The 25,044-nt window shown below is 51.8% G+C and carries 25 protein-coding genes; 8 read left to right on the top strand and 17 right to left on the bottom strand.

The window, feature by feature from the left end:
* Nucleotides 1–19: 19 nt before the first annotated feature.
* The 3 genes from tssB to ICA20_RS03835 all read right to left on the bottom strand — a co-directional run bounded on the left by tssB (nucleotide 20) and on the right by ICA20_RS03835 (nucleotide 5,288).
* The gene (tssB, locus tag ICA20_RS03845; RefSeq protein WP_038633820.1) at nucleotides 20–517 is read right to left on the bottom strand and encodes a type VI secretion system contractile sheath small subunit; all 498 of its coding nucleotides are present in this window, start codon (nucleotides 515–517) and stop codon (nucleotides 20–22) included.
* 466 nt (nucleotides 518–983) lie between these two features.
* Nucleotides 984–2,846, bottom strand: coding sequence for a bifunctional glutathionylspermidine amidase/synthase (gene gss / locus ICA20_RS03840; RefSeq protein ID WP_038633823.1), 1,863 nt, complete (start codon nucleotides 2,844–2,846; stop codon nucleotides 984–986).
* Between the two features lie 153 nt (nucleotides 2,847–2,999).
* Nucleotides 3,000–5,288, bottom strand: coding sequence for an FdhF/YdeP family oxidoreductase (locus tag ICA20_RS03835; protein WP_038633825.1), 2,289 nt, complete (start codon nucleotides 5,286–5,288; stop codon nucleotides 3,000–3,002).
* Nucleotides 5,289–5,506: 218 nt separating this feature from the next.
* On the opposite strand from ICA20_RS03835, the gene yghU reads away from it, so the two are divergent.
* Nucleotides 5,507–6,373, top strand: a complete 867-nt coding sequence (yghU, locus tag ICA20_RS03830; protein WP_038633828.1) for a glutathione-dependent disulfide-bond oxidoreductase — start codon at nucleotides 5,507–5,509, stop codon at nucleotides 6,371–6,373.
* A gap of 88 nt (nucleotides 6,374–6,461) precedes the next feature.
* Here yghU and hybG read toward each other — a convergent pair whose 3' ends face one another.
* The 10 genes from hybG to ICA20_RS03780 all read right to left on the bottom strand — a co-directional run bounded on the left by hybG (nucleotide 6,462) and on the right by ICA20_RS03780 (nucleotide 15,229).
* Nucleotides 6,462–6,710 (bottom strand): hydrogenase maturation factor HybG, encoded by a 249-nt coding sequence (gene hybG, locus ICA20_RS03825; protein WP_003024459.1) that lies wholly within the window; start codon nucleotides 6,708–6,710, stop codon nucleotides 6,462–6,464.
* A 30-nt stretch (nucleotides 6,711–6,740) separates the two neighbouring features.
* Nucleotides 6,741–7,082, bottom strand: coding sequence for a hydrogenase maturation nickel metallochaperone HypA (gene hypA / locus ICA20_RS03820; protein WP_003828349.1), 342 nt, complete (start codon nucleotides 7,080–7,082; stop codon nucleotides 6,741–6,743).
* Complete coding sequence (gene hybE / locus ICA20_RS03815) at nucleotides 7,075–7,563, bottom strand: hydrogenase-2 assembly chaperone (RefSeq protein ID WP_038633834.1); 489 nt, start codon at nucleotides 7,561–7,563, stop codon at nucleotides 7,075–7,077. The genes hypA and hybE overlap by 8 nt, the downstream gene beginning before the upstream one ends.
* A complete protein-coding gene (locus ICA20_RS03810; protein WP_032944999.1) occupies nucleotides 7,556–8,050 on the bottom strand; it encodes a HyaD/HybD family hydrogenase maturation endopeptidase in 495 nt (164 codons plus the stop codon). The genes hybE and ICA20_RS03810 overlap by 8 nt, the downstream gene beginning before the upstream one ends.
* A complete protein-coding gene (gene hybC, locus ICA20_RS03805) occupies nucleotides 8,050–9,753 on the bottom strand; it encodes a hydrogenase 2 large subunit (protein WP_038633838.1) in 1,704 nt (567 codons plus the stop codon). Before hybC ends, ICA20_RS03810 begins: the two co-directional genes overlap by 1 nt.
* Nucleotides 9,750–10,928: a Ni/Fe-hydrogenase cytochrome b subunit gene (gene hybB / locus ICA20_RS03800; protein ID WP_038633842.1), complete on the bottom strand. Its 1,179-nt coding sequence runs from the start codon at nucleotides 10,926–10,928 to the stop codon at nucleotides 9,750–9,752. The genes hybC and hybB overlap by 4 nt, the downstream gene beginning before the upstream one ends.
* Entirely contained in the window at nucleotides 10,918–11,904 is a 987-nt protein-coding gene (gene hybA / locus ICA20_RS03795; protein WP_003828357.1) for a hydrogenase 2 operon protein HybA, read from the bottom strand. Before hybA ends, hybB begins: the two co-directional genes overlap by 11 nt.
* 2 nt (nucleotides 11,905–11,906) lie before the next feature.
* A complete protein-coding gene (hybO, locus tag ICA20_RS03790; RefSeq protein WP_003024486.1) occupies nucleotides 11,907–13,025 on the bottom strand; it encodes a hydrogenase 2 small subunit in 1,119 nt (372 codons plus the stop codon).
* Nucleotides 13,026–13,215: 190 nt separating this feature from the next.
* Nucleotides 13,216–13,503, bottom strand: coding sequence for a DUF2623 family protein (locus ICA20_RS03785; protein ID WP_038633845.1), 288 nt, complete (start codon nucleotides 13,501–13,503; stop codon nucleotides 13,216–13,218).
* A gap of 85 nt (nucleotides 13,504–13,588) precedes the next feature.
* A complete protein-coding gene (locus ICA20_RS03780; RefSeq protein ID WP_038633848.1) occupies nucleotides 13,589–15,229 on the bottom strand; it encodes a methyl-accepting chemotaxis protein in 1,641 nt (546 codons plus the stop codon).
* Nucleotides 15,230–15,711: 482 nt separating this feature from the next.
* On the opposite strand from ICA20_RS03780, the gene ICA20_RS03775 reads away from it, so the two are divergent.
* Nucleotides 15,712–16,752, top strand: a complete 1,041-nt coding sequence (locus ICA20_RS03775) for an aldo/keto reductase (protein ID WP_038633851.1) — start codon at nucleotides 15,712–15,714, stop codon at nucleotides 16,750–16,752.
* 64 nt (nucleotides 16,753–16,816) lie between these two features.
* Here the strand turns inward: ICA20_RS03775 and ICA20_RS03770 are convergent, their stop codons facing one another.
* Nucleotides 16,817–17,320, bottom strand: a complete 504-nt coding sequence (locus tag ICA20_RS03770) for a hypothetical protein (protein ID WP_038633854.1) — start codon at nucleotides 17,318–17,320, stop codon at nucleotides 16,817–16,819.
* A 104-nt stretch (nucleotides 17,321–17,424) separates the two neighbouring features.
* Here ICA20_RS03770 and ICA20_RS03765 point away from each other — a divergent pair, with 104 nt between their 5' ends.
* Complete coding sequence (locus ICA20_RS03765; protein ID WP_038633858.1) at nucleotides 17,425–17,829, top strand: hypothetical protein; 405 nt, start codon at nucleotides 17,425–17,427, stop codon at nucleotides 17,827–17,829.
* A 1-nt stretch (nucleotide 17,830) separates the two neighbouring features.
* Nucleotides 17,831–18,238: a hypothetical protein gene (locus tag ICA20_RS03760; protein ID WP_038633861.1), complete on the top strand. Its 408-nt coding sequence runs from the start codon at nucleotides 17,831–17,833 to the stop codon at nucleotides 18,236–18,238.
* Nucleotides 18,239–18,308: 70 nt separating this feature from the next.
* On the opposite strand, the gene exbD is transcribed toward ICA20_RS03760, so the two are convergent.
* Complete coding sequence (exbD, locus tag ICA20_RS03755; RefSeq protein WP_038633864.1) at nucleotides 18,309–18,734, bottom strand: TonB system transport protein ExbD; 426 nt, start codon at nucleotides 18,732–18,734, stop codon at nucleotides 18,309–18,311.
* Between the two features lie 6 nt (nucleotides 18,735–18,740).
* The gene (exbB, locus tag ICA20_RS03750; protein ID WP_038633867.1) at nucleotides 18,741–19,475 is read right to left on the bottom strand and encodes a tol-pal system-associated acyl-CoA thioesterase; all 735 of its coding nucleotides are present in this window, start codon (nucleotides 19,473–19,475) and stop codon (nucleotides 18,741–18,743) included.
* A gap of 250 nt (nucleotides 19,476–19,725) precedes the next feature.
* Here exbB and metC point away from each other — a divergent pair, with 250 nt between their 5' ends.
* Nucleotides 19,726–20,913: a cystathionine beta-lyase gene (metC, locus tag ICA20_RS03745; protein WP_038633870.1), complete on the top strand. Its 1,188-nt coding sequence runs from the start codon at nucleotides 19,726–19,728 to the stop codon at nucleotides 20,911–20,913.
* Between the two features lie 131 nt (nucleotides 20,914–21,044).
* Nucleotides 21,045–21,704 carry a DedA family general envelope maintenance protein YghB gene (yghB, locus tag ICA20_RS03740; protein WP_003024510.1) on the top strand — a complete coding sequence of 220 codons (660 nt, stop codon included), beginning with the start codon at nucleotides 21,045–21,047 and terminating at the stop codon, nucleotides 21,702–21,704.
* Nucleotides 21,705–21,794: 90 nt separating this feature from the next.
* On the opposite strand, the gene ICA20_RS03735 is transcribed toward yghB, so the two are convergent.
* Nucleotides 21,795–22,694: an AraC family transcriptional regulator gene (locus ICA20_RS03735; RefSeq protein WP_139815576.1), complete on the bottom strand. Its 900-nt coding sequence runs from the start codon at nucleotides 22,692–22,694 to the stop codon at nucleotides 21,795–21,797.
* A 193-nt stretch (nucleotides 22,695–22,887) separates the two neighbouring features.
* On the opposite strand from ICA20_RS03735, the gene yqhD reads away from it, so the two are divergent.
* Together yqhD and dkgA are read left to right on the top strand one after the other, a co-directional pair.
* Nucleotides 22,888–24,051, top strand: coding sequence for an alcohol dehydrogenase (gene yqhD, locus ICA20_RS03730; protein WP_038633876.1), 1,164 nt, complete (start codon nucleotides 22,888–22,890; stop codon nucleotides 24,049–24,051).
* A 103-nt stretch (nucleotides 24,052–24,154) separates the two neighbouring features.
* Nucleotides 24,155–24,982, top strand: coding sequence for a 2,5-didehydrogluconate reductase DkgA (gene dkgA, locus ICA20_RS03725; RefSeq protein ID WP_038633879.1), 828 nt, complete (start codon nucleotides 24,155–24,157; stop codon nucleotides 24,980–24,982).
* Nucleotides 24,983–25,044: the final 62 nt, after the last annotated feature.

Raw genomic sequence — 25,044 nt, 5'->3', positions numbered from 1 at the left:
GAGGAAACCCTGTATAGCGTTAAATCTCTTCTGGCATCATGGTTGCCAGTTCATCACGCAGTTCCTGACTCAGGGCTGGATCCTTAAGGATGGTTTCCAGCTCGCGGCGAAAAGCAGCGTTATCGAGTAAGTTAGATTTCAGGTCACGAAGTAAGTTACGCATAGCCAACAGAACGCGTAATTGTGGGATATTTCTGGCTACCTGCTCAGGCTCAAAATCGCGGATGTTTTTAAAGGTAAGATTAATATCGTCATTTCTATCATCGCCAGCTAACGTATTTTTAACACTCAGATTAACTACTGGTGAGAACTTAGCTAACACATCATTGAAATTATTTTTATTAATATCAACCTTTTCGCGTTCCGATAGTGGTCGTTGTTCTCTACCATTACTGAAATCACCCACGGTTAAAAGTTTTAACGGCAATTCAACTTTTTTCTGAACGCCTCCGGTATGTAAATCTAACTTGATATTAACGCGTGCCGTTGGCACTTCATTCTGAAAACTGTCACCCATACGTCCCTCTCAGACCGGCGATTCCTGCCGATATTTTGCGTTTCCTAACAGAGCATTTTCCAATCGCTCAACGAGTCTCATCCAACGTCATTTTTGTGGGCAGCCAACAACGACTGTTAATGACAATTAATGATTATAATTAGTATAGCGACGTAATCCGATATATTATCCAAGTGAAAACATGATCAATATCACCAATCGACCAAATAACACATTATAATTATTTATTAAAAAAAGAGATCAAGAAGCTCTTTATCTAATACAAGTCACAGGAATTAATTAATGTTAAATACATTCACTGAATAAATATATTCTTATTAAGAAACATTACCAAAATAAATAGTTACCATTATAAACATATGCCACGGTGTTTATTAAAATATAATCAGAATCAATTTAACTATAAATAAAAAAAGCCGAAGATATACTCCGGCTTTTCGCACTTATTTCTGGACATGAAGAAAGATTACGCTTCCTTCACCACAATCAGCGGCTCTATATCGCTCTCTTTTTTAATTACCAGCGACTCGTCGCCGCGCAGACAGGTTCCGCCGTAGTTACCGCCTACGGTGAAGGTACAAACCTGAATATATTTACCGGCAACCTTCGGCAGACACCAAAGCTGCTGATAAATGTTCTTCTGTTCAGCAAACTTACCGCTGGTTTTATCCAGGAGCTCTTCCTGGTGGCTCACCAGATCGATGTTGCTGCCACAACGTCCTGCAATAGGTTTCACTGCATAACCGGTTTGCGCCAGCTCTTCATTAACAGTGAAATCAGTATCAAGCAGATAACGGTGGTGCGGGAACAATTGCCACAGGATCGGCAGAATCGCTTTGTTGCCAGGGATCACCGTCCACAGAGGCTCGAAGACCAGCACTTCCGGGCGTAGTAGCACGTCTATCAAACGCACTTCCTGATTGGTATGCCCGGTACGGATGGGCACTGCGGCATACTCCGTTTCGCTGACCTCTCGCACCTGCTCTATCGCGGTTTCCCACGCCCAGGTTTTCCAGACGCAGTTCACCAGGCGACCATCACCGTCAATCAACTGACCGGCGTCATCCCAACGTAGCTCATCGAGGCCACGCAGAATTTTGCTGTCAAACCCGGCCTGACGCAGCGCCTGCTGCATAAACTGCGCGTGATAGTTTTCCTCAATATCCTTATCCTGCATGATGTGGACAAAAGGACGCGCGCGGCTGTGTTTCCAGGCGCCAGCCAGTTCGTTGATCAATCCTTCAGCCGGGTTATGTCCCTGTCCTGTGTAGCCCCGCTCGGCCCATCTTTCGAGGATCAAACCGGCTTCGGTATGACAGGATGCGGAATCGGCGTTGTATTCATACACCTTCAGTCCGCGTTCATCCATACAGAAATCCATACGCCCGGTGATCATGTGATGCCGACGACGCTGCCAGGAAAGACGCAGACGCGGCCAGAGGATTTTCGGGATGTCGAACAGCGCGAGCAGGTTGTCGTCTTTTAGCACTTTGTCGGTGGCGTGTAGATACATCAGGTGCAGTTCGTTGGTGGCTTTAATCAGCTCCTGCTCCGCACTCTCGGTAATGGTGAAGTACTGATGCGGATCCTGATTAATGACGTGGCCGTTCGCCAGCACGTAGGCTTTTTGCAGCGGATCCTGCTCATCCAGCCATTTACCGTCAAACTGGCCACTATTTTCCAGTCGCGCGCCGCTAATTTTCAGTGAGTCATTGGCGATCTCCGGCTGCGGCAGGCTGTCACGGGTATCATCGGTCTGGATCATCCAACCAAGGATGGTGGTGTCGTCAAAGGTATCACGCAGGGTGTAACAACCGTTTTCAACCACCATTTCCAGTTCGCGGGTCCACTGCTGTCCGGGAGGCAGCGGCGTGTGGAGCACGTTCTGTTCAGCAATGCGGATTTTGTTTTCCAGCAATTGGGTGACTACCGCCACATGGCCGGTGTCTTTAAATTCGCCGCCTTTCTGCCAGATAAGCAGAGCACCTGCAACTGGCGCACGGGGTGAACCATTCGGAAATGCCTGTAACGGCAGGATATTGTCATTCACCACTTCACGCAGGAAGCGTAAGGAGAAGATCTCCCATGCCATGCCCACATCGGTGAAAACCATGCCATAGTTCAGGAAGAGAAAACGGCGGGCAAACTCTACGCACTGCCATTTGTGGCCCATATATTCGTCGTCGATATAGCTGCGAAATGCCGCGTCATCGTCGTAGTCCCGTGGGTCGAGGGAGCTGTAATCTGAAGAGTAGATTGCTACGCCGCCTGGGGCGTAGCCCAATAATGTCCCGAATGGGGCATCCTGACTGGTCGTTCCTTTGCTCATGCACCTTACCTCAAAACTATACAGCCTGAGCAGGTTGGCGTGAATTTATCGCTCTGATTGCCTGCTCTGCGACACTAACCGGACAGAGGTCGACATCATCATACACCTCAACGCAGCGGCTGGCGCTCAGAGGCGAAAAATTCACAGCAGGAGCTACGCTTTTTTCAGGGTGACCGGTACGCTTTTGTACGCCGGAGTCAAACTCTGTGTGTCTACCGCATCCAGCGAAAGCAGGACATTCGCTTCAGGCAGATACGCGCCAACAGAGCCTGCCGCCATGTTGTAAATCACCACCGTTAAACCGTGCATAACACGTTCCGCACAGGGCTGGCCGTTGTCGTCCAGCGCCTGAACGTTGACCACATCGCCCTGACTCAGACCGCGAGCCGCCGCTTCTTCGGCGCTTAAAAACACCACATCACGCCGACCGGTAATGCCACGATAGCGATCGTTCATGCCATAGATAGTGGTGTTGTACTGATCGTGACTACGCAGCGTCGCCAGAACTAACGCATCGGCAGGTTGATTTTCCCGCTCCACCGCTTGCTGATGGCTGACGATAAAGTTGGCTTTGCCATTTGGCGTTCGCCATTCACGTCGCGAGGCGGGCGTATCCATGCGAAATCCGCCCGGCTCGGCAATACGTGCGTTGTAATCACGGAACGCCGGGATCACGGCGGCAATAGCGTCACGGATCAACGCATAGTCTCCGATTAACGCTTCCCAGTTGATTGGTGAAAGAGGCAGCGTGGCGCGAGCGATACCAGCGACAATAGCAGGTTCCGATTTTAGCCAGCGGGAAGCCGGTTTCAGCGCGCCGCAGGAGGCGTGAACCATCGACATCGAGTCTTCGACGGTCACCGACTGGATCCCCGTCGCCTGAATGTCACGTTCCGTTCGCCCTAGCGCGGGCAGCAGGTAGTTATGTTTTGCCAGCAGCAAATGCGATCTGTTCAGCTTGGTCGCAACATGGACCTGCAGATCCAGATTTTTCATCGCCGCAAAAGTACGCTGCGGCTGCGGCATCGCCACCGCCAGATTACCCCCCATGCAAATGAGCGCTTTTGCCTCTCCCCGTTCGATGGCCCGGATACTCTCCACGCTGGAGCGGCCATGCTTGCGCGGCACGCTGATAGCAAAATGCGCCTCAAGGCGTTGCAGGAACTCTTCGGACGCCGCTTCATTGATACCCACGGAACGATCGCCCTGCACGTTAGAATGACCGCGCAACGGGCAGATCCCCGCGCCCAGTTTCCCCATATTGCCTTTCAGCAGCAGCAGGTTTAACAGTTGCTGAACGTTCCCGGTGCCGTTTTTATGCTGGGTAATCCCCAACCCGTAACAAATAATGGTGGCGCGGGATTTGTTATAGCTGTGTGCCAGATCCTCCATCTGACTGCGCGTCAGTCCGGAGTCCTGTTCCAGTTTTGCCCAGCTACACTGGCGTAAATCGTCATACAGCGCCGAATAACCCTCGGTATGCTGATGAATAAAAGCATGATCGAGGCAGGGCTGTCGATCCAGTAAGATCCTCGCTTCATCCATTTCGATCAGCGCTTTCATTATGCCTTTGAGCAGCGAGGCGTCACCGCCTATTTTAACCTGATAGTAATCGCTGCTTAGCTCCGTGGCCTGGCCGCCAAACATCTCTCTTGGGCTTTGCGGGAAGCTAAAGCGCTCAAGCCCCCTTTCGTTCAACGGATTGATGGAGATAATTTTGGCTCCGCGTTTGGCAACCTCGCGTAAAGTGGTCAGCATGCGCGGATGGTTAGTGCCGGGGTTATGTCCGATACAAATGACCAGATCGCAGTGGTCAAAGTCGTCCAGTTCAACGGTCCCTTTCCCAAGGCCAATGGCCTGCGTTAATCCTGTGCTGGTAGGACCGTGGCACATGTTTGAGCAATCAGGGAAATTGTTACTGCCATACTCGCGGGCAAACAGCTGATACAGAAATGCCGCCTCATTTGAGGTTCTGCCGGAGGTGTAAAACTCAACCTGTTCCGCTGAGTCATAGCTGCGCAGACGCTCACCGATCTCGTGGAAGGCGATGTCCCAATCCACCGCCTGCCAGGTGTCTGACGCTGCATCGTATTTCATTGGATGCGTCAAACGACCAATGTTTTCCAGTTCATAATCGCTGTAGTGCCAGAGCGTGGAAACCGGATGACGGCTGAAAAATTCCGGAGACGCTTTCTTGCTGGTTGTCTCCCAGGAGACCGCCTTCACGCCATTTTCGCACAGCTCCATTGGCGCACGATGTCCAGGGTCTGGCCACGCACAACCCGGACAATCGAACCCTTTCACCTGGTTCATTTTGAACATTGCGATAATGTCGCGGGCGATAGCCTTTTGCGAAAATACCGAAGCAGTGACGGCTTTTACCGCGCCCCACCCACCCGCCGGGCCCTGATAATCGCTTACTCCTGGAACACCATTTTTCATTATTACTGCTTATTCACCGCCAATTTTTGATGGTGAATACGGTAGCAATTTCCGTCCAACATTGATTTCCTCTTCATGGAGTACGGCCCGGCTACAATGAACGGGTTAGATTTATCTTCCCCTTTCAGCACAAAGCGACATAAAGTCCCAATCTGTTAAATTGAGTTCTACCTAACTGCTACACTGCATCAACACAACCACTCAGAAGGCAGGTCAACATGTCAGACAATACCTATCAGCCCGCGAAAGTCTGGACGTGGGAAAAATCGAACGGCGGCGCATTCGCCAATATCAACCGCCCGGTTTCCGGCGCCACCCATGAGAAAACGCTGCCGGTCGGCAAACATCCGCTGCAGCTCTATTCGCTGGGTACGCCAAACGGGCAAAAAGTGACGATTATGCTGGAGGAACTGCTGGCGCAGGGCGTCAAGGGCGCGGAATACGATGCATGGATTATCCGTATTGGCGATGGCGATCAGTTTTCCAGCGGCTTTGTTGAGGTGAATCCGAACTCGAAGATCCCTGCGCTGCGCGACCACTCGCAAAATCCGCCGGTTCGCGTTTTCGAGTCTGGCGCAATCCTGCTCTATCTGGCGGAAAAATATGGTTACTTCCTGCCGCAGGATTTGGCTAAACGTACTGAAACGCTGAACTGGTTGTTCTGGCTACAGGGTGCGGCCCCCTTCCTCGGCGGTGGTTTTGGTCACTTCTATAACTATGCGCCGGTAAAAATTGAGTACGCTATTAATCGCTTCACAATGGAAGCCAAGCGCCTGCTCGACGTGCTGGATAAGCAATTAGCGCAGCATCAGTTTGTGGCCGGAGATGAATACACTATTGCCGATATGGCGGTCTGGCCGTGGTTTGGCAATGTGGTTCTGGGCAACGTGTACGACGCGGCAGAGTTCCTTGACGCAGGAAGCTACAAGCATGTGCAGCGCTGGGCAAAAGAGATTGCAGCGCGTCCGGCGGTTAAGCGTGGCCGTATTGTAAACCGTACCAACGGGCCGCTGAACGAACAGCTTCATGAACGCCATGACGCCAGCGACTTCGATACCAATACCGAAGATAAGCGCCAGGGTTAACGTAAGATGCCGGATGGCGGCGCTAACGCCTTATCCGGCCTACATATAAGGCGCGGGCCTGATAAGCGCTGCGCCATCCGGCATAAAATCACGCGCTGGTGACGTCGTACTCCATACGGCGAAGTGCGTCTAACGTGGCTTTAGCTTCATCTTCATCAATGATGCTCATGGCGAACCCTACGTGCACCAGCACCCATTGCCCGACCAGCTCAGCTGTATCACCTTCACAAATCAGGGCAATATTGACATCACGTTTGATGCCGCACACTTCAACCTGCGCAAGCTGGTGAATATCTTCACCAACGGCCAGAACCTGACCAGGGACTCCAATACACATATCTGACTCCGCCCCATAGCAACCTATGGGTTATTCGACTTCAATACTTTTCACTTTCAGTGAATCGCCAGCATCAACCCGCAGACGATCGCCCTGACATAGTGGACACTGCGCATCATGCTGGGTGATTTCCACAACCTGACTGCAATCCCAGCACCACGCCTGGGCTGGTTTGTAATCAATATGCAGCTCACAACCCTGCGCCAGCGTACCCTGACAGACGATGTCGAAACTGAAACGGACGGCACTCTCCTCAACGCAGGAGAGTGCGCCAATTTCCAGCCAAACGCCGGTTACGCGTTTGACACCGTGCTGCTCTGCCTGCTGTTGAACAATCTCAACCGCGCTCTGACAAAGGGACAGCTCATGCATTTTCGCAGTTCCGACGACCCAGCAGCAGCGCGCGGCGATTTAGCTGCGGCGCATTCGGATCGCTCACCGGCAGCGATAACAGCATGCGCGCGCAATCATCAGCCAGACGGACACCTTCTTGTGCCGACATGCTGTGCGAAAGCGGCGACATCAGCGAACAAGAGAGGTATTGCGATACGCCCTCCAGTTCACCCACGGTAAAGGTCATTTCGCCATACGGCAGACGCAACCCGATTTTTTCGCTGACTTTACGCACCGGCCAGATCTGGTCCGGTCCGGGGAAAATCAGTGCGCTGAGCATCCAGGGTGTGATAACACACCCCGTCCATTGACCTTCAAATAGCGTAAAATCAGAGACATACACCGGCATATTCGGATGCAGGAAGGAAAGATCGTGCATTGAACGCCGGGCAATCTCTTCAAACGCCGCCTGAATTTGCGTCTTCGGGGCCGTCTGAAAACCGACAAACTCCTCAGACATGAGCCGCCTCCCGAGGGATCGCTTCAACACCTGATTCGCGAAGCGCGGCAAGAACCTGCTCAAGCGCAGGTTCAATCATGGCTTCAACCGTCGGCGTTAGCCCGATATGCGGTTCCAGCGATTCCGGAATAACACCGACTAACGTCAGCTTTTTCGGAAACTCGCCGGTGAAACGCAGGGCCGACAATACGTCGGCCAGGCCAAGCTGGTGCGGTGAGATTTTGTTCGTAAACAGCGCCGGAATTTCTTCATCCCGCAGGACCATCATCGTTCCCGGCGTGTTTTTCTTCGACACGATGGCGTCAGCAATGATCAGATGATCCCTGTTCGCCATATCGCCGAGAAGCTCCATCCCAGCCGTACCACCGTCCAGAACATCAACAAAGTCTGGCAGGATGTATCGTTGCTCTAACGCCTCAACGATACGCACCCCGATGGCTTCGTCGGTCAGCAAAATATTGCCGACCCCTAAGACTAATATCCGCATTACAGAACCTTAACTGAGACCACTTCGTTCCCGTCAACGTCCACCACATGCACCGCACATGACATACAAGGATCGAAGGAGTGAATGGTACGAACCACTTCCAGCGGTTTGTTTGGATCGGCGATTGGCGTGCCTACCAACGAGCGCTCATACGGTCCGACTTCATCGTTGAAGTTGCGTGGACCTGAGTTCCAGGTTGACGGAACAACCGCCTGGTAGTTGCTGATAATACCGTCTTTAATCACCATCCAGTGAGACAGCATACCGCGCGGCGCTTCGAGGAAACCAACGCCTTTAAATTCGCCCGTTGCCGGAATATCCGGTTTCACGAAGGTGGTGTGGTCGCCTTTACCAATGTTCACAATCAGCGCGTTGTACTGATCCTGCAGAACGTTCTGCAGTTCACAGCAGTGAACGGTACGGCCAATGATACGGCCCAGCGTTGAGTGCAGTTGCGACACTTCGATGGTTTTACCGGTCAGCTTGGTGTAAATCGCGATGATTTCATTCAGTTTGGCATGAGTAGACTCGCGTTTGGCCGCCAGTTTACACAGCATGTTGGCCAGCGGACCCACTTCAACCGTTTTACCGTAGAAGGTCGGCGCTTTAACCCAGGAGTATTTGCCGTCATCAGACCAGCCGGTGTAATCCGGAACAGTTGTACCTTCCCACGGAGCCTGCGGCGCTTCGTCTTTGTACCACGCGTGTTTCGCACTCTCCTGAATCCCTTTGATCAGGTACTCATCGGAGTGAGAGGTGATCGGACGATAGGTCGACAGATCTTCATTGGTGATGTAACCACCCGGGAACAGGAAGCTGCCGTTTTTACCGTCAGTCGGGAATTCCGGCGCGCTCAGATAGTTAACCGCACCCTGACCACGTTCCAGCCACTCAGGGTAGAACGCAGCAATAACCGCGGTATCAACTTTGTAAACCTGCTCAACAAAGTCGCTCAGCTTATCGATGAAGGACTTGATGTACATCAGGCGCTCAAGGTTCAGCACGCCGAGGCCGTCGAGGTTAATTGGGTTGGCAACCCCGCCTACCGCCAGGTTCTGGATATGCGGCGTTTTACCGCCCAACAGCGCGACAACGCGGTTGGCATCACGCTGGCATTCCAGCGCCTGCAGATAGTGAGCAACTGCAATCAGGTTCACTTCCGGCGGCAGCTGCATTGCCGGATGACCCCAGCAACCGTTGGCAAAAATGCCTAACTGACCGCTGGCGACAAGATCTTTGATCTTATTCTGAACCTTGGTGAACTCTTCCGTACTGTTCAGGTGCCAGGAGGACACACCGTTCAGCATCGCGGACGCTTTCGCTGGATCGGCTTTCAGCGCCGAGGTGATGTCCACCCAGTCCAGCGCCGAGAGCTGATAAAAGTGAACAATGTGGTCATGCGTGGTGTGCGCGGCCAGAATGATGTTACGGATGTACTGTGCGTTCACCGGAACATCAATATTCAGCGCGCTTTCTGCTGCACGAACGGAAGAGATAGCGTGAGTGGTAGTACAAACGCCACAGATACGCTGAACAATCATCCAGGCATCGCGCGGATCGCGGTTTTTCACGATCTCTTCCATGCCGCGCCACATGGTACCGGAAGCCCATGCTTTAGATACCACGCCATTTTCAATTTCGCAGTCGATGCGTAAATGACCCTCAATACGGGTTACCGGATCAATAGTAATTCTCTGGCTCATGCTTTGCTCGCCTCATGACGATTTTGATCGTTTTGTTTTAAAGGAGGAAGTATCGGCAGTAGACGAATGAGTACGATGTATGCACAAATCTCAATAGCCACAAAACCAATAGAAATCAACAGTTCTTCCCAGGTTGGGAAGTAGTGGTAGCCACCACCAGGATTGAACGCCACCAGCGAATAGGACAGACGCCATGTTGCACAACCCAGCAATGCGCTCAGCGCGGACAGATACAGCATGCGTGAGTCATTACGCAGCTTAGTGACGCGCAGCACCACCAGCGGGAAGACCATCAGTACGACTTCAATCCAGAACATTACGGAGTAAAGATCGCCTGCAAACGCATAGGACAGTTTGTCGCGATAGATCAACTCGCCAAAGCGCAGAACCACGAAAATCGCCAGCAATATGCTGATGGTATTCGTCAGCTTGATGAACAAGCTTTTCTCGTCCGGACCGTTACCTTTCAGACCGGCTTGGACCAGTGAGCCTTCAAAGATGACGATCGAGAAACCCATAATAAAGGCGGTTAATACGGAGAAAAGCGGCAACATTTCATACGCTTGCCATAGCGGATGCACCTTATAACCCGCAGAAATCATCAATGAACCCATTGAAGACTGGTGCATGGTTGGCAGCAGCGCGCCGAGAGCGATAATAAAGAACATCACTTTATTCAAACGCTTGAGAGAGACTTTCCAACCCAGACGTTCAAACAGAGCCGGAGCAAATTCCAGCGCCATGACGCCGATATAGATGGTCATACAGACCGCCGTTTCGAACAATACCGAGTTCACGTTGAAGTGACCTGGAATGTAGAAATACGGCAGGTTCCAGTAACGACCGACGTCAATGGTGATCGACAGACCACCCAGCGAGTAGCCAAACAGGCTTGCCAGCAGCGCCGGACGCACCAACGGATGGTATTGCCCTCTGTTGAAAACATACACCGCCCACGCCAGCGCCCAACCGCCACACGCGAAGCCAGTACCAATCAACAGGTCAAACGCGATCCATACACCCCATGGGAAACCGCCGTTCAGATCGGAGACTGAACCCAATCCGAAGACCAGACGTTTCACGATCAGGAGCATACACAGGACGATTAACGGCCCAAAAATAATGACCGGTTTGCTGATTATTTTTCCGCCCAGCGGTTTAGGATCATGACTCATGATCGTCTCCTCCGTCGTGATGGTCGTTTTTCGTGTTACGACGAACCAGCACGGTTAAGCCCGCCAGCGCAGCCAGGGGTAATATCATGCCCTTATACAGGGAATGTTGAACATGTTCAGAACGCGCACCGGTTGAAAGATCATCCAGTTTTGGCAGATCCAAATCCTCGTAAGGAACACCCGTCAGCACCATCACCTGCGTACCACCACCTTCCTTCTCACCGTACAGGTGTGGGTAGTACTTCGGTACCGTATGCAGATAGGTATCGCCCGCTTTCACCGTCTGACGCGGATAGTGGTATTCGCTGCCAGGCTTCAGCGCGAGACGTTTTTTCGCCTCAGCCATCAGCTCTTCACGCGTACCAAAAATCACCGCCCCGGCAGGACACACTTCAACACAACCCGGTAAACCGCCTTTATCCAGACGCTCAACGCCTTTCTGGTTACACAGTTCACATTTGTGAAGCGCGCCAAACGGGTTGTTGTAGTCGTACTTAGGCACGTTGTACGGACAGGCGACCATGCAATAGCGGCAACCTGTGCAGACATCTTTGTCATAGTGGACGATGCCGGTTTTCGGATCTTTCTTCAGTGCGGAGACCGGGCAAACGGAGACGCAGTTCGGATCGACACAGTGCATGCACTGTTTCTTAATGTATGCGTAGCCATTTTCTTCCTGGTCTTTGTTAACGCCTGTTCCGCTACGCCACACCTGGATGATGTTATTGGTATACGGCGACAGCTTGTCGTTGTTTGACCAGGTCTGCTCGCCTTCCGGGTTACGCGCCGGAAAGTTGATGTCCTGACACTTGGTGACACAGGCCTGGCAGCCCACGCATAGCGTCGAGTCATAGAGCATCCCAAGAGAACCCGGGATCGGCGGACGGTTTTCTGCAGCCGCATGGCTGATGGACGGCGCAGCGCCCAACAGCAATGCCCCGCTGGAGGCTGCTTTAATAAAGTTACGTCTGTTCACGGTTATTCTCCCCGTGAGTCAGCGTTATCTTTCTTCTGCTGACGACCCAGTTCACGAACCGCCATCACGCTGACGCCGGCGACCAGCCCTACCACGCCACCAAGCAGCCCAATCGCGCCGGCAGAGACATTGCCACCTTCTTTCATGTTGACATCAGGTTTCTCGGAGCGCGGGGTTTGGTTTTCCACATGAGCAAGCTGGTGAATACCTTTATGGAAACCAACGCCTTCTTCGTTACAGCCGTAGCAAGGGTGACCGATAGCCACCGGCCACACGCCGCCAACATCGCAGAATTGCAGCGTTGAGCAGTTGCCGTAGGTTTCGGGTCCTTTACAGCCCAGATGGTAGAGACACCAGCCTTCACGGTGGCCTTCATCGCCAAACTCTTTCGCAAAGCGGCCAGCATCGAAGTGCGGGCGACGCTCGCAATGTTCGTGAATCAAACGGCCATAGGCGAATGTTGGACGGTTTTTGGTATCCAGCTTCGGCGGCTTACCGTAAGTGATGATATGCGCGACCGTTGCCAGGAAGTTATGCGGGTTCGGCGGACAGCCGGGAATGTTGATGATGGTTTTGCCTGGCAGAACTTCCTGCAAGCCGACTGCACCCGTTGGGTTAACGCCAGCGGCAGCAACACCACCCCACGCGGCGCAAGAGCCAATGGCAATGATAGCGGCTGCGCCTTCAGCGGCCCGGCGGATATGATCCACGATCGGCTCACCGGCAACCATGCAGTAAATACCATTATCTTTCAGTGGGATAGAACCATCCACAACCAAAACATATTGCCCTTTGTACTTCTCCAGAGCGTTATGTTTATTCTCTTCAACCTGATGGCCGAAGGCGGCAGAGAGTACCTCGTGGTATTCCAGAGAGATTGTCTCCAGGACGAGGTTTTCCACTGTAGGGTGTGTCGCGCGAAGCAGCGATTCAGTACAACCCGTACACTCCTGAGCACCAATCCAGATAACCGGTGGGCGCTGAGGGCGGGAAACTGATTCGGCCATTTCTGCGGCGGCTTTGCTACTGAGCCCCATGGTGGCGGCCAGTGCTGCACAAAGCTTCATGAAATCGCGGCGATTGATGCCGCTCGAATTGATGAGAGAGTTATCTCCAGTCATTTTATAGTTATTCCGTTGCGAAGACCTGGCTTTTTATTTTGCACCATTCGCATGTTGCATATTGCGATCGGCGCGCCATTTACCACACTTTTTATATGGTTATGTGCGATATAATACTTCGACGGAGCAACAAAACGAAGGCGTAGGTCAATAGTGTAATTAATTAAAGCAAGATAATACCCCTTTCGGATCAAGCTTCGAGCCGATAGCCGGCCATGAAAAAGCGAATTGTTGTACTGGACTGGTTCTCTTTAAAGAAATCCATCACCATCTCCTTATCCAGTCCATAGCGACGCGTCAGGATGCCCGCTTCCCACGCGCTGAGCTGTCGATCGCCTGTTTTTTCAAACATTCGATGTGAAAACCCCAGTACAAAACCGCGTTTATAATCCGCACAAAAATGCGCCACCGAGCGTGCGCTATCCGCATTTTCCGCGTTTAACCCGGCCATCAGGCCTTTACCAAAATGGTTGTCCATGCATAACCCTCAATCGCTATATAATAAATTATATAGCGATTTTTTAAGCAAAGACCAGAAGTATCAGGGACTTTTTTGTGCCAGCTTAAAACGACACCCAGTCATCCGTTTTAGCTGTTGCAGAGGTTTTGCGTTCTGCTGAAGGGGAAGCGGTCGCAGTGGCAGTGTATTGCACGTCGTTAGCTGATAGACGGAACTGTTGCACCGAACGTTGCAGATCTTCCGTTTGCCGTTCCAGCGCGACTGCCGCGGCGGAAACCTGTTCGACCAGCGCGGCGTTCTGTTGCGTAACGCTGTCCATCTGCGTGATCGCCACGCTTACCTGTGAGATGCCTTTGTTCTGTTCTTCCGAAGCTGAGGCGATTTGTTTCATGATGGTGGTGACTTCTGTCGCGCCGCGCAGAATCGCCTCCATCGTTAATCCGGTCTCTTTAACCAGACGAGCACCCTGATCGACACGACGCGACGATTCGCCGATCAGCGTCTCAATCTCTTTTGCCGCTCCGGCGCTACGGCTGGCAAGATTACGCACCTCACCGGCAACCACGGCAAAACCGCGCCCCTGCTCGCCCGCTCTGGCCGCTTCAACCGCCGCGTTAAGCGCCAGAATATTGGTCTGGAAAGCAATGCTGTTAATCACAGAGGTAATTTCCGCGATCTGTTTAGAACTGGCGGCAATGCCGTCCATGGTCTCAACTACTTCTGAAACCAACGAGCTGCCTTTACCTGCCGTTTCTGTCGCCGTATCGGCCAGTTGGCTGGCCTCACGCGCATTTTCGGCGTTCAGTTTTACCGTTGCGGTCAGCTGCTCCATGCTGGCTGCGGTCTCTTCCAGCGCCGCAGCCTGCTCTTCAGTACGTGAGGAGAGGTCGTTATTACCGGTGGAAATTTCCGTCGCTCCTCGCCAGATATTGTCACTACCAGAACGAATGGTACTCACGGCTTCGCGCAGGCTATCCTGCATCGCGCACAGTAACGGCACCAGTTGGCCCACGCAGTTACGACCAAAATCTTCAATAGAATGGCTGAGATCGCCCTGCGCAATTTGTTGAAATTGTTGGCGAATACGTCCCAGAGGTTTCACCATCATGGCGACGAGGTAGCGGTCGGTAAAGAACAGGAGCGCAATACCGAGGATTACGGCGGTGATAATTAGCGTCCGGATGATAGACGTTTTGCCATCGACCATAACGCGGGTGGTATCGAGCCTTTCACCCGCAGTGGTGTTAAAACGCTCAGCACTGGCGCCAAATTCACGGCTCAAGGCTGGCGTAACGGTGCTGGCATGCTCCGCAAAGGCCGTGAGCGTGCCCTGCTGAGCCAGTTGCATTTGCGGGATAACGCCGTTATCCAGCAGCGCCTGCCACTTGGTTAGCACCGCCGCGGCGACTTCCGGATCCATGGGGCCGGGAGACAATGTTTTCATCTCCTGGAGTTTTTTACTCATATTGTCCAGGGACTGTTGCGCTGGCGCAAAATCCGGCGTTCCGCCGCTCATTTTGACATCCATTGCGCGACTTAACCGCGTCACAAAACGAAAATACTGATCGTTACCCTGGCTGAGAACAGTCATCTGATGGACGAGATGACGGTCAATATCATTCCCTTCTGATATTTTTGATAAAGAATGAAGACTGAATAAACCCACGCCCGACCACAGCAGGCAAAAAAGTCCCAGTATTGCCAACATGACAATACGAATAGTGAAGTTTTTCAGCAAACCCATAATAATTTCCTTGCCGTTGATGAGGAATTCGCCATCAGGCGATACTTATCCTTGTTATCGGCAGGCGGTAGAGAAGATATAATGCGTTCTTTATTTTTTTACTTTCTTAAGTCCAGGCCATATCTCTCCAGATGATATCAACATGAATGCTAATGAAATTAGCTAGCATTATTATTCAGATAACTCACCTAAATTATTTAATAATGCTTTGTTTTTTATCGTAAATATTTATTAAACCCCGCAAGAGTGCGCTCCCAGGATAAATCAGAGTCAGTATTATCATAATGAGAGGTCGGATCATTATGAAAGCCGTGATTAACGCAGGGAGATATATAGCCTTCACACGCGGGTCTCCTTCAATAACTCGCATAACGAATTCTGCCCAGTTTTTCATCCCAGTGTGACTTGTGAACGGAATATTCACCGAGAACCCGCTAGAATAGAAACGCTGTTTCGAAATTCACCTGCACTAAGGAGATCTCATGGCCTGGTTTGCCAATCCTGAACGTTACGAGCAGATGCTCTATCGCTACTGTGGACGCAGCGGTTTACGCTTACCCGCGCTGTCGCTGGGTTTGTGGCACAGTTTTGGGCACGTTCAGGCGCTGGAGTCACAGCGCGCCCTGCTGCGTAAAGCCTTTGATTTAGGCATCACCCATTTTGATTTGGCCAATAACTATGGGCCGCCTCCAGGCAGCGCAGAAGAAAATTTTGGCCGTTTACTGCGCGAGGATTTTGCACAATACCGAGATGAGCTGATCATCTCCACCAAGGCGGGCTATGACATGTGGCCAGGGCCATACGGTTCTGGTGGTTCGCGTAAATACCTGCTTGCCAGCCTCGACCAGAGTCTGCAACGCATGGGTCTCGACTATGTCGATATCTTCTACTCGCACCGCGTGGACGAAAATACGCCAATGGAAGAGACCGCCTCAGCGCTGGCCCATGCGGTGCAAAGCGGTAAAGCACTGTATGTCGGCATTTCATCCTATTCCCCGGAACGAACGCAAAAGATGGCCGAACTGCTGCGGGAATGGAAAATTCCACTTCTTATCCACCAACCCTCTTACAACCTGCTTAATCGCTGGGTAGACAGCAGTGGCTTGCTGGATACGCTGGAAGCTAACGGCATGGGCTGCATTGCCTTTACGCCGCTGGCCCAGGGACTGCTGACAGGGAAATACCTCAACGGCATCCCGGAAGGTTCACGTATGCAGCGTGAAGGGAAAAAAGTCCGTGGGCTAACAGAAAATATGCTGACGGAAGAAAACCTTAGCAGCCTGCGTTTGCTCAATGAGATGGCGCAACAGCGCGGACAGTCGATGGCGCAAATGGCTTTAAGCTGGCTGCTAAAAGACAACCGGGTCACTTCGGTATTAATTGGCGCCAGCCGACCGGAGCAACTGGAAGAAAACGTTCAGGCATTGGCTAATCTGACGTTCAGCGCCAAAGAACTGGCGCAGATCGATAAACACGTCGCTGATGGCGAGCTGAACCTGTGGCAAGCCTCATCTGACAAATAGCCGTTCGTCACTCCGTGCCGGGTAGCCATGTAGATCTACCCGGCCATGGTAACGCGCCATGACCTTATACTTCTTCTGCTTTGAGCTGTGGACGCTGGTATTCCGGCCACACCAGCGCGACGAGCGCAGGGTAAGCCTCCAGGCTGAACTCCCTGAAGCACTGACGTAAGTTGAGCACATCCAGATCGGCATGCGGGACCTTCTCCCCGCTGAGACAGCGTTTTTTTATATTGTCGTAATATTTATACACCGCAGAGTTAAGGTCGCTACAGCGCCGCTGCGCATCAAATAAGCCAGGCGTCTCATTCAGCTCCGCCATCGTCATCCGTTTGATCGTCGAGTGGATAAAATCGATATATTCGTGATTAACCCGCCAATACCATACCGGGGTAATCGAATTCATCAATACAGAAAAATGATCTTCACCCTCTTCTTTACTCAAGATTTCCGGCTGGTGTCCAGCGTTACCATTTTCTGCATAGCGGTTTTTATTTGCGCTGCGCATCAACAAAAGCACCCCGCAGGTAAGCAATAGCAGGGTAATAACAGAATAAAATATACTGTTCATATACTGGCTCCATTTTTTTTGATTTTAAAATTACGCCATGCTATTGTCAACGCAGCCTGACATATTAAAAACAATACAGTATTGGCATCAAAGGATATTTCAACATGCTTCCCGAGCATCTTGTTCCCGCGCATTATCATTTATCTCAAACATCGACTAATACCTTCCCCACAGAAAACAGTGAAAATTTGACTCAGGGAAAGAGAACATTAAGCGATTATGAAGCAGATATTTTGATCAGCGCTACAGCGACCGGCCAGGCGCGCAATATGTTGTTTGAAGAGTGCGACCGTCATTTAAAAGAGCGTTTGTTTTGCGCGGCAAAGATTGAGTCATTCACGCGCTTGCTCAATTCATTGCAAGCAGAAGGCGACATTAATGCACAAGAATTAAGTAAAATTTTGACCGAAAAAACAGCCATCATTAATGAGCAAGGCAATAAAATTTGGCTTAATTTAATTACCCGCGAATCCAGCGATCCTATTTTTTATTCTCTGGAAGAGAAATAAAATGAAAGATGTTGAGGATAATAATGTTTATTTGGCTTTAGATGACCATAAAAGTGATGAGTTTGTCTTAAAGCAGAATTTAGCCATCCTGATTGCCAATAAAAACGCAACACTGGAAAGCGTTGCCCAGGAAATGGTTTCTATACCCGCCGCGCTGGTGCGGATGAAATGGCAAAATCGCCGTGAAATTTATGCGCTACAGGCGAAAGAAGAGATCTATGGCGCCGCGATTGAGGCCATCATAGCCCAACAACCCGAACTGCGGGATAAAATCATGGCCCGGCTAGAGAGCACCTACCAGCATATACTCGCGCGAGAAACGGCCACCTTACGCCTGACGCGCAAGCTGTCCGAAGGCAGCTACGAACCGACCAGAATAACCACGGTCGCGTTGGATGAAAACAGATAAGAACAGGTTTGTGGGGCGTGGAATCAGGATAAGCAGGCCGGGTAGGTGAAACCACTACCCGGCGAGAAAGTTACTTCGCTTTCACGGTCTCTTCACCGACCAGACCAATCTTCAGGAAACCCGCCTGATGCAGCGAGTCCATTACCTTCATCATGGTTTCATAATCGACGGTCTTATCCGCGCGGAAGAAAATTGTGGTGTCTTTCTTCCCTTCTGTCAGCGTATTGAGCTCGCTAATCATGGTTTCATCCGTCACCTGATTGTTGCCGATAAACATACTCTTATCGGCTTTGACTGACAGATAAACCGGTTTTTCGGGACGCGGCTGCGGCGTACTGGTGGAGGCAGGAAGATTCACCTTAACATCCACTGTTGCCAGCGGCGCGGCCACCATAAAGATGATCAACAAAACCAACATAACGTCGATAAACGGCGTCACGTTGATTTCATGCATTTCACCGTTATCGTCCAGGTTTTCATTAAAGCTCATTGCCATGGAACATTACCCTACACGTAATTTCTGCGCAGCACGTACCGGATGCGCGGAGGCGCTGGCGTTCAGGTCCAGATCGCGGCTTTGCAGCAACAGCACCTGCGCCGCGACATCGCCCAGCATCGCTTTATAGCTGCCAATCTGACGTGCGAAAATATTGTAGATGACGACCGCAGGAATCGCCGCAACCAGACCAATAGCGGTCGCTAACAGCGCTTCTGCAATGCCCGGCGCAACAACGGCCAGGTTGGTGGTTTGGGTTTGTGCGATCCCAATGAAGCTGTTCATGATGCCCCATACCGTACCGAACAGACCCACGAATGGCGAGATTGCCCCGATGGTGGCCAGGTATCCGTTACCGCGTCCCATATGACGACCTACCGCCGCCACACGACGCTCCAGACGGAAACCGGTGCGCTCTTTAATACCTTCGTTGTCGTCACTGCCTTGCGACAGTTCCAGCTCGTTCTGCGCTTCATAAATCAACTGTGCGCCAAGGCTTTTAGCATCGAATCCTGCGGCAATCTCGTTTGCCTGGTCTAAAGAGCGGGCATCCGCCAGCAGTTGCTGTTCACGCTTAAGACGGCGTTTCTGAGTAAAGAACTCAAGGCTCTTACTAAAGAAGATAGCCCAGGTGACCACTGACGCTAAAATCAGCCCAATCATCACGCACTTAACCACGATATCGGCGTGCTGATACATACCCCAGACGGAAAGGTCCGTCTGCATCAAATTATTACCCACTCTGTATCTCCAGGACGCAAATCACAAAATCTAAGCGTAATCATATCAAAACAACGTCGAATTGATAGTCGTTCTCATTACTATTTACATATTGCCGCACCTTTGGTTTCTTTTCCTTGCGCTTACGCAGTAAAAAAGTCACCAGAAGCATTTTGAGATTATTTTCTACTGTATGACCTTTCTGCAGGATGCGTCATCTTTGATTCATGGTAGTTTAGACATCCAGACGTATAAAAACAGGTAATACACCATGGCAGATAAACAACTTGAAACCAAACTCGTGCACGCAGGACGCAGTAAAAAGTACACGCTGGGCTCGGTAAATAGCGTGATCCAGCGCGCTTCTTCGCTGGTGTTTGACAGCGTTGAGGCCAAAAAGCAGGCCACGCGCAACCGTGCTAACGGTGCGCTTTTCTACGGACGTCGTGGAACCCTGACGCATTTTTCGCTGCAGGAAGCCATGTGCGAACTGGAAGGCGGCGCGGGCTGCGCGTTGTTCCCTTGCGGCGCGGCAGCCGTTGCCAACACCATCCTTGCCTTTGTTGAACAAGGCGATCATGTGTTGATGACCAATACCGCCTATGAGCCCAGCCAGGACTTCTGCACCAAAATTCTCGGCAAACTAGGCGTCTCAACGGGCTGGTTTGATCCGCTGGTTGGTGCCGATATTGTGAAGCACATTCAGCCGAACACCAAAGTTGTCTTTCTGGAATCACCCGGCTCCGTCACCATGGAGGTACATGATGTGCCGGCAATTGTAGCCGCCGTCAGAAGCGTTGCGCCTGATGCAGTCATCATAATTGATAACACCTGGGCTGCCGGCGTGCTGTTCAAGGCGCTGGATTTCGGTATCGATATCTCGATTCAGGCGGGTACGAAATACCTGATTGGTCATTCCGACGGCATGGTCGGCACAGCGGTATCCAATGCCCGTTGCTGGGATCAACTGCGCGAAAATGCCTATCTGATGGGACAAATGCTCGACGCCGATACCGCCTATATGACCAGCCGTGGATTACGCACGCTGAGCGTACGCTTACGCCAGCATCATGAAAGCAGCTTAAAGGTCGCCGAGTGGCTGTCCAACCACCCACAGGTCGCCCGCGTTAATCACCCGGCGCTGCCCGGCAGTAAAGGCCATGAATTCTGGAAACGTGATTTTACCGGCAGCAGCGGGCTATTCTCCTTTGTATTGAATAAGAAGCTAAATAATGAAGAGTTAGCCGCGTATCTGGATCACTTCAGCCTGTTCAGCATGGCCTACTCCTGGGGCGGTTTTGAGTCGCTGATTCTCGCCAACCAGCCGGAGCACATTGCGGCAATCCGTCCGCAAGGCGAGGTGGACTTCAGCGGAACGCTTATCCGTTTGCATATCGGTTTAGAGAATGTTGACGATCTGATTGCCGATTTAGCCGCAGGATTTGCCCGAATCGAGTAACATTGCCATAGATGGACATATATGCAGACACTTCTGGTGGAAAAGTCTGCAATTGTTGCGTCCGGGATCAAGGCATCCCGGACAATTCAGGAGTACAATCCACACATAAACGCTGTTCCACAGGAAAGTCCATGGTAGTTATTCAAGATATTGTCTCCGCGCTCTGGCAACACGACTTTGCCGCGCTGGCGGATCCACACGTTGTGAGCGTGGTGTACTTCGTCATGTTCGCCACACTGTTTTTAGAAAATGGCCTGCTGCCCGCCTCCTTTTTACCCGGAGACAGCCTGTTATTGCTGGCTGGGGCGCTGATCGCCCAGGACGTGATGAGTTTTTTACCTACCATAGCTATTCTGACCGCCGCCGCCAGCCTGGGCTGCTGGCTCAGTTACATTCAGGGACGCTGGCTGGGCAACACACGAACGGTAAAAGGCTGGCTGGCGCAATTACCTGAAAAATATCATCAGCGCGCCACCTGCATGTTTGACCAACACGGCCTGATGGCGCTGCTGGCCGGGCGCTTCCTGGCGTTCGTACGTACCTTGCTGCCGACTATGGCGGGAATTTCAGGGTTGCCTAACCGTCGATTCCAGTTTTTTAACTGGTTGAGCGGCCTGCTGTGGGTCACCGTCGTCACCAGCTTTGGCTACGCGCTGAGCATGATCCCGTTCGTTAAACGCCATGAAGATCAGGTGATGACCTTTTTAATGATCCTACCGATTGCCCTGTTAACCGCAGGTCTGTTGGGAACCCTGTTCGTGGTGATTAAAAAAAAATACTGTAGCGCCTGAGTCGCATCCGTAGGCCGGATAATCTCCGGCATTTTGCCTTATGGCGCGCAGCTTTAAGGCCTACGGTGTACCTTTCAGACGGACAAGAAATCAACTCCCCTGCATCATCCGAATTCTGGCCGCATCTTCCCCCGGCGTCACGCCAAAGAAACGTTTGAACTCCCGACTAAACTGCGATGCGCTCTCATAGCCAACGCGCATGGCTGCCGCACTGGCCTTCATCCCGTCATGAATCATCATCATCCGCGCTTTATGCAGACGATAGCTTTTAAGATATTGCAGCGGCGACGTGCTGGTCACCGCTTTAAAATTATGATGAAACGCCGACACGCTCATGTTCGCCTCTGCCGCCAGCTGCTCTACATTGAGATTTTCGGTGTATTTGGTTTCAATCCGCTTCAGCACCCGGCTTATCAAGCTGAAATGCGTCTGACGACTGACCAGCGCAAGTAACGCGCCGCCGCGCGGCCCGGTCAGCACATGGTAGAGGATCTCACGAATGATCTGTTTGCCGAGAATACGCGCATCCAGCGGGCGTTCCATCACATCCAACAGGCGCTCAGCGGCGCAGAGAATTTCGTCTGAAAGCGTCGCGGAGTTAATCCCACTGGCCGCCATAGCAGGCTGAAACAGCTCGTCTTCTCCAATGTCCATCAACAGCTCCTGCAATTGCAGGATATCGACATTCAGGTAAATTCCGGCCAACGGAACCTCCGGTGTCGCATACGTTTCACATTCAAAGGGTAAAGGTACGGTTAGCAGCAAGTATTCATTGGCGTCATAACGAAATACACGTTCATTGATATAACCAATTTTATGTCCAGAGAAGAGAAATATGATGCCTGGCTGATACATGACCGGTGTGCGCGCCGCTGGCACCGTTCCGTGCAGCAGGCGGACATCTGGCAGCAATGCACTGAGTTTATTTTCATTATTTTTCAGCTGCTTAATTTTATCTGTCAGCAGAAGGCAGATCTCTTCACGGTTCATAAAGCACCATTTCATCATCGGTTTGCGCCCCTGACATAATGCGCAGATTTATCCGTTTTCTCCAGCAGTCTGTAGAAATGGGCAAGACATCGGCAGAAATGAGCATTGAGAGCAGCGCGGCTGGCGACCACAATGTTCATCATCCGGCAGACACTCTCCTGCCCTCTTTTTTACCCACACAAGGGAACGAGCAATGAACAATTTTAATCTCCATACCCCAACCCGAATTCTGTTCGGTAAAGGCGCTATTGCAGAGCTGCGCGACCAAATCCCTCAGGATGCCCGCGTACTGATTACCTACGGCGGCGGCAGTGTGAAAAAAACCGGTGTCCTGGCACAGGTTCAGGATGCACTGAAAGGCCTGGACGTGCTGGAGTTTGGCGGTATTGAGCCAAACCCGTCTTATGAAACGCTAATGAATGCGGTAAAGCTCGTGCGTGATGAAAAAGTAACGTTCCTGCTGGCAGTGGGCGGCGGTTCGGTACTGGACGGCACCAAATTCATCGCGGCAGCAGCACAGTACGCTGACGGCATCGACCCATGGCGTATTCTGGAAACTCACGGCAACGACGTAAAAAGCGCCATCCCGATGGGCTCCGTATTAACCCTGCCCGCCACCGGTTCTGAATCTAACTCCGGCGCGGTCATCTCGCGGAAAACCACCGGCGACAAACTGGCCTTTATGACCCCGTTTGTACAACCGGTATTTGCCGTTCTGGATCCGGTTTACACCTATACCCTGCCGCCACGTCAGGTTGCGAACGGCGTTGTAGATGCCTTCGTGCATACCGTTGAGCAGTATGTAACTTATCCGGTCGACGGGAAAATTCAGGATCGCTTTGCCGAAGGCATTCTGCTTACGCTGATCGAAGAAGGTCCGAAAGCCTTGCAGGAGCCGGAAAACTACAACGTGCGTGCGAACGTGATGTGGGCGGCAACCCAGGCGCTGAACGGCCTGATTGGCGCAGGCGTACCGCAGGACTGGGCAACCCATATGCTGGGCCACGAACTGACCGCGATGCATGGTCTGGATCATGCGCAAACGCTGGCCATCGTTCTGCCTGCGCTGTGGAATGAAAAACGCGATACCAAGCGTGCCAAACTACTGCAATACGCAGAGCGTATCTGGAATATCACCGAAGGTTCCGAAGACCAGCGTATCGATGCCGCCATTGCCGCTACCCGTGCTTTCTTCGAACAAATGGGCGTACCAACTCGCTTGTCTGACTACGGTCTGGACGGTAGCTCCATCCCGGCGCTGCTGGAAAAACTGCAAGCGCACGGCGGTACGAAACTGGGTGAACATCAGGACATTACGCTCGACGTCAGCCGTCGGATTTACGAAGCTGCCCGCTAAGGTTTTTTAACCTCCGCCTTTCGTTTTTGGGTATTTATACCAGACTTAAGTCACACCTAACTCACCGGAGCTTGCTCCGGTGACTGTAATCCAGGGGGGAATTATGACCGGTCCAACCATTATCAAGCTACAGGATGGTAACGTCATGCCGCAACTGGGCCTGGGGGTCTGGAAGGCAAGCAACGAAGAAGTCATTACCGCTATCCATAAAGCACTGGAAGTGGGTTATCGTTCGATTGATACCGCCGCCGCATATAAAAACGAAGAAGGTGTCGGCAAAGCGATACGTAATGCCGGCGTGCCGCGGGAAGAGTTATTCATCACCACCAAGCTGTGGAATGATGATCAGAAACGCGCCCGGGAAGCCTTACTCGAAAGCATGGAGAAACTCCAGCTCGATTACCTCGATCTTTACCTGATGCACTGGCCTGTTCCGGCGATCGATCACTACGTTGAAGCGTGGGAAAACATGATCGATCTGCAAAAAGAAGGGCTGATTAAGAGCATCGGCGTGTGCAACTTTCAGATCAATCATCTCCAGCGCCTGATCGATGAAACTGGCGTTCATCCCGTGATCAACCAGATAGAACTGCACCCACTTATGCAGCAGCGCCAGCTTCATGCCTGGAACGCCACGCATAAGATCCAGACCGAATCCTGGAGTCCATTGGCGCAGGGCGGGAAAGACGTCTTCGACCAAAAGATCATCCGTGACCTCGCAGAGAAATATGGTAAATCACCAGCGCAGATTGTCATCCGCTGGCATCTGGATAACGGTCTGGTGGTTATTCCGAAATCGGTGACGCCTGCCCGTATCGCTGAAAACTTTAACGTCTGGGACTTCCGCCTGGATAAAGAAGAATTAGGCGAAATCGCGAAACTCGATCAGGGCAGACGGCTGGGACCAGACCCGGACCAGTTCGGCGGTTAATCTCTTCTCTCCGGCCCGACACTCCCGTCGGGCCTTGCTGGCAATGAAATATCAGGAAACAA

It is taken from the genome of Citrobacter sp. C5_2, assembly GCF_014596845.2.
Classification (GTDB): Bacteria; Pseudomonadota; Gammaproteobacteria; order Enterobacterales; family Enterobacteriaceae; genus Citrobacter; species Citrobacter werkmanii.
This window is presented reverse-complemented; position numbering and strand designations above follow the sequence as displayed.

Coding starts and splice junctions, on each gene's coding strand:
- yghU (WP_038633828.1), top strand. CDS start 5,507: ATGTCAGACAATACCTATCAGCCCGCGAAAGTCTGGACGTGGGAAAAA.
- hybC (WP_038633838.1), bottom strand. CDS start 9,753: ATGAGCCAGAGAATTACTATTGATCCGGTAACCCGTATTGAGGGTCAT.
- ICA20_RS03765 (WP_038633858.1), top strand. CDS start 17,425: ATGCTTCCCGAGCATCTTGTTCCCGCGCATTATCATTTATCTCAAACA.
- gss (WP_038633823.1), bottom strand. CDS start 2,846: ATGAGCAAAGGAACGACCAGTCAGGATGCCCCATTCGGGACATTATTG.
- hypA (WP_003828349.1), bottom strand. CDS start 7,082: ATGCATGAGCTGTCCCTTTGTCAGAGCGCGGTTGAGATTGTTCAACAG.
- exbD (WP_038633864.1), bottom strand. CDS start 18,734: ATGGCAATGAGCTTTAATGAAAACCTGGACGATAACGGTGAAATGCAT.
- hybE (WP_038633834.1), bottom strand. CDS start 7,563: ATGTCTGAGGAGTTTGTCGGTTTTCAGACGGCCCCGAAGACGCAAATT.
- yghB (WP_003024510.1), top strand. CDS start 21,045: ATGGTAGTTATTCAAGATATTGTCTCCGCGCTCTGGCAACACGACTTT.
- ICA20_RS03760 (WP_038633861.1), top strand. CDS start 17,831: ATGAAAGATGTTGAGGATAATAATGTTTATTTGGCTTTAGATGACCAT.
- yqhD (WP_038633876.1), top strand. CDS start 22,888: ATGAACAATTTTAATCTCCATACCCCAACCCGAATTCTGTTCGGTAAA.
- ICA20_RS03770 (WP_038633854.1), bottom strand. CDS start 17,320: ATGAACAGTATATTTTATTCTGTTATTACCCTGCTATTGCTTACCTGC.
- dkgA (WP_038633879.1), top strand. CDS start 24,155: ATGACCGGTCCAACCATTATCAAGCTACAGGATGGTAACGTCATGCCG.
- ICA20_RS03810 (WP_032944999.1), bottom strand. CDS start 8,050: ATGCGGATATTAGTCTTAGGGGTCGGCAATATTTTGCTGACCGACGAA.
- hybG (WP_003024459.1), bottom strand. CDS start 6,710: ATGTGTATTGGAGTCCCTGGTCAGGTTCTGGCCGTTGGTGAAGATATT.
- ICA20_RS03775 (WP_038633851.1), top strand. CDS start 15,712: ATGGCCTGGTTTGCCAATCCTGAACGTTACGAGCAGATGCTCTATCGC.
- ICA20_RS03835 (WP_038633825.1), bottom strand. CDS start 5,288: ATGAAAAATGGTGTTCCAGGAGTAAGCGATTATCAGGGCCCGGCGGGT.
- ICA20_RS03780 (WP_038633848.1), bottom strand. CDS start 15,229: ATGGGTTTGCTGAAAAACTTCACTATTCGTATTGTCATGTTGGCAATA.
- hybB (WP_038633842.1), bottom strand. CDS start 10,928: ATGAGTCATGATCCTAAACCGCTGGGCGGAAAAATAATCAGCAAACCG.
- hybO (WP_003024486.1), bottom strand. CDS start 13,025: ATGACTGGAGATAACTCTCTCATCAATTCGAGCGGCATCAATCGCCGC.
- ICA20_RS03785 (WP_038633845.1), bottom strand. CDS start 13,503: ATGGACAACCATTTTGGTAAAGGCCTGATGGCCGGGTTAAACGCGGAA.
- ICA20_RS03735 (WP_139815576.1), bottom strand. CDS start 22,694: ATGAACCGTGAAGAGATCTGCCTTCTGCTGACAGATAAAATTAAGCAG.
- tssB (WP_038633820.1), bottom strand. CDS start 517: ATGGGTGACAGTTTTCAGAATGAAGTGCCAACGGCACGCGTTAATATC.
- metC (WP_038633870.1), top strand. CDS start 19,726: ATGGCAGATAAACAACTTGAAACCAAACTCGTGCACGCAGGACGCAGT.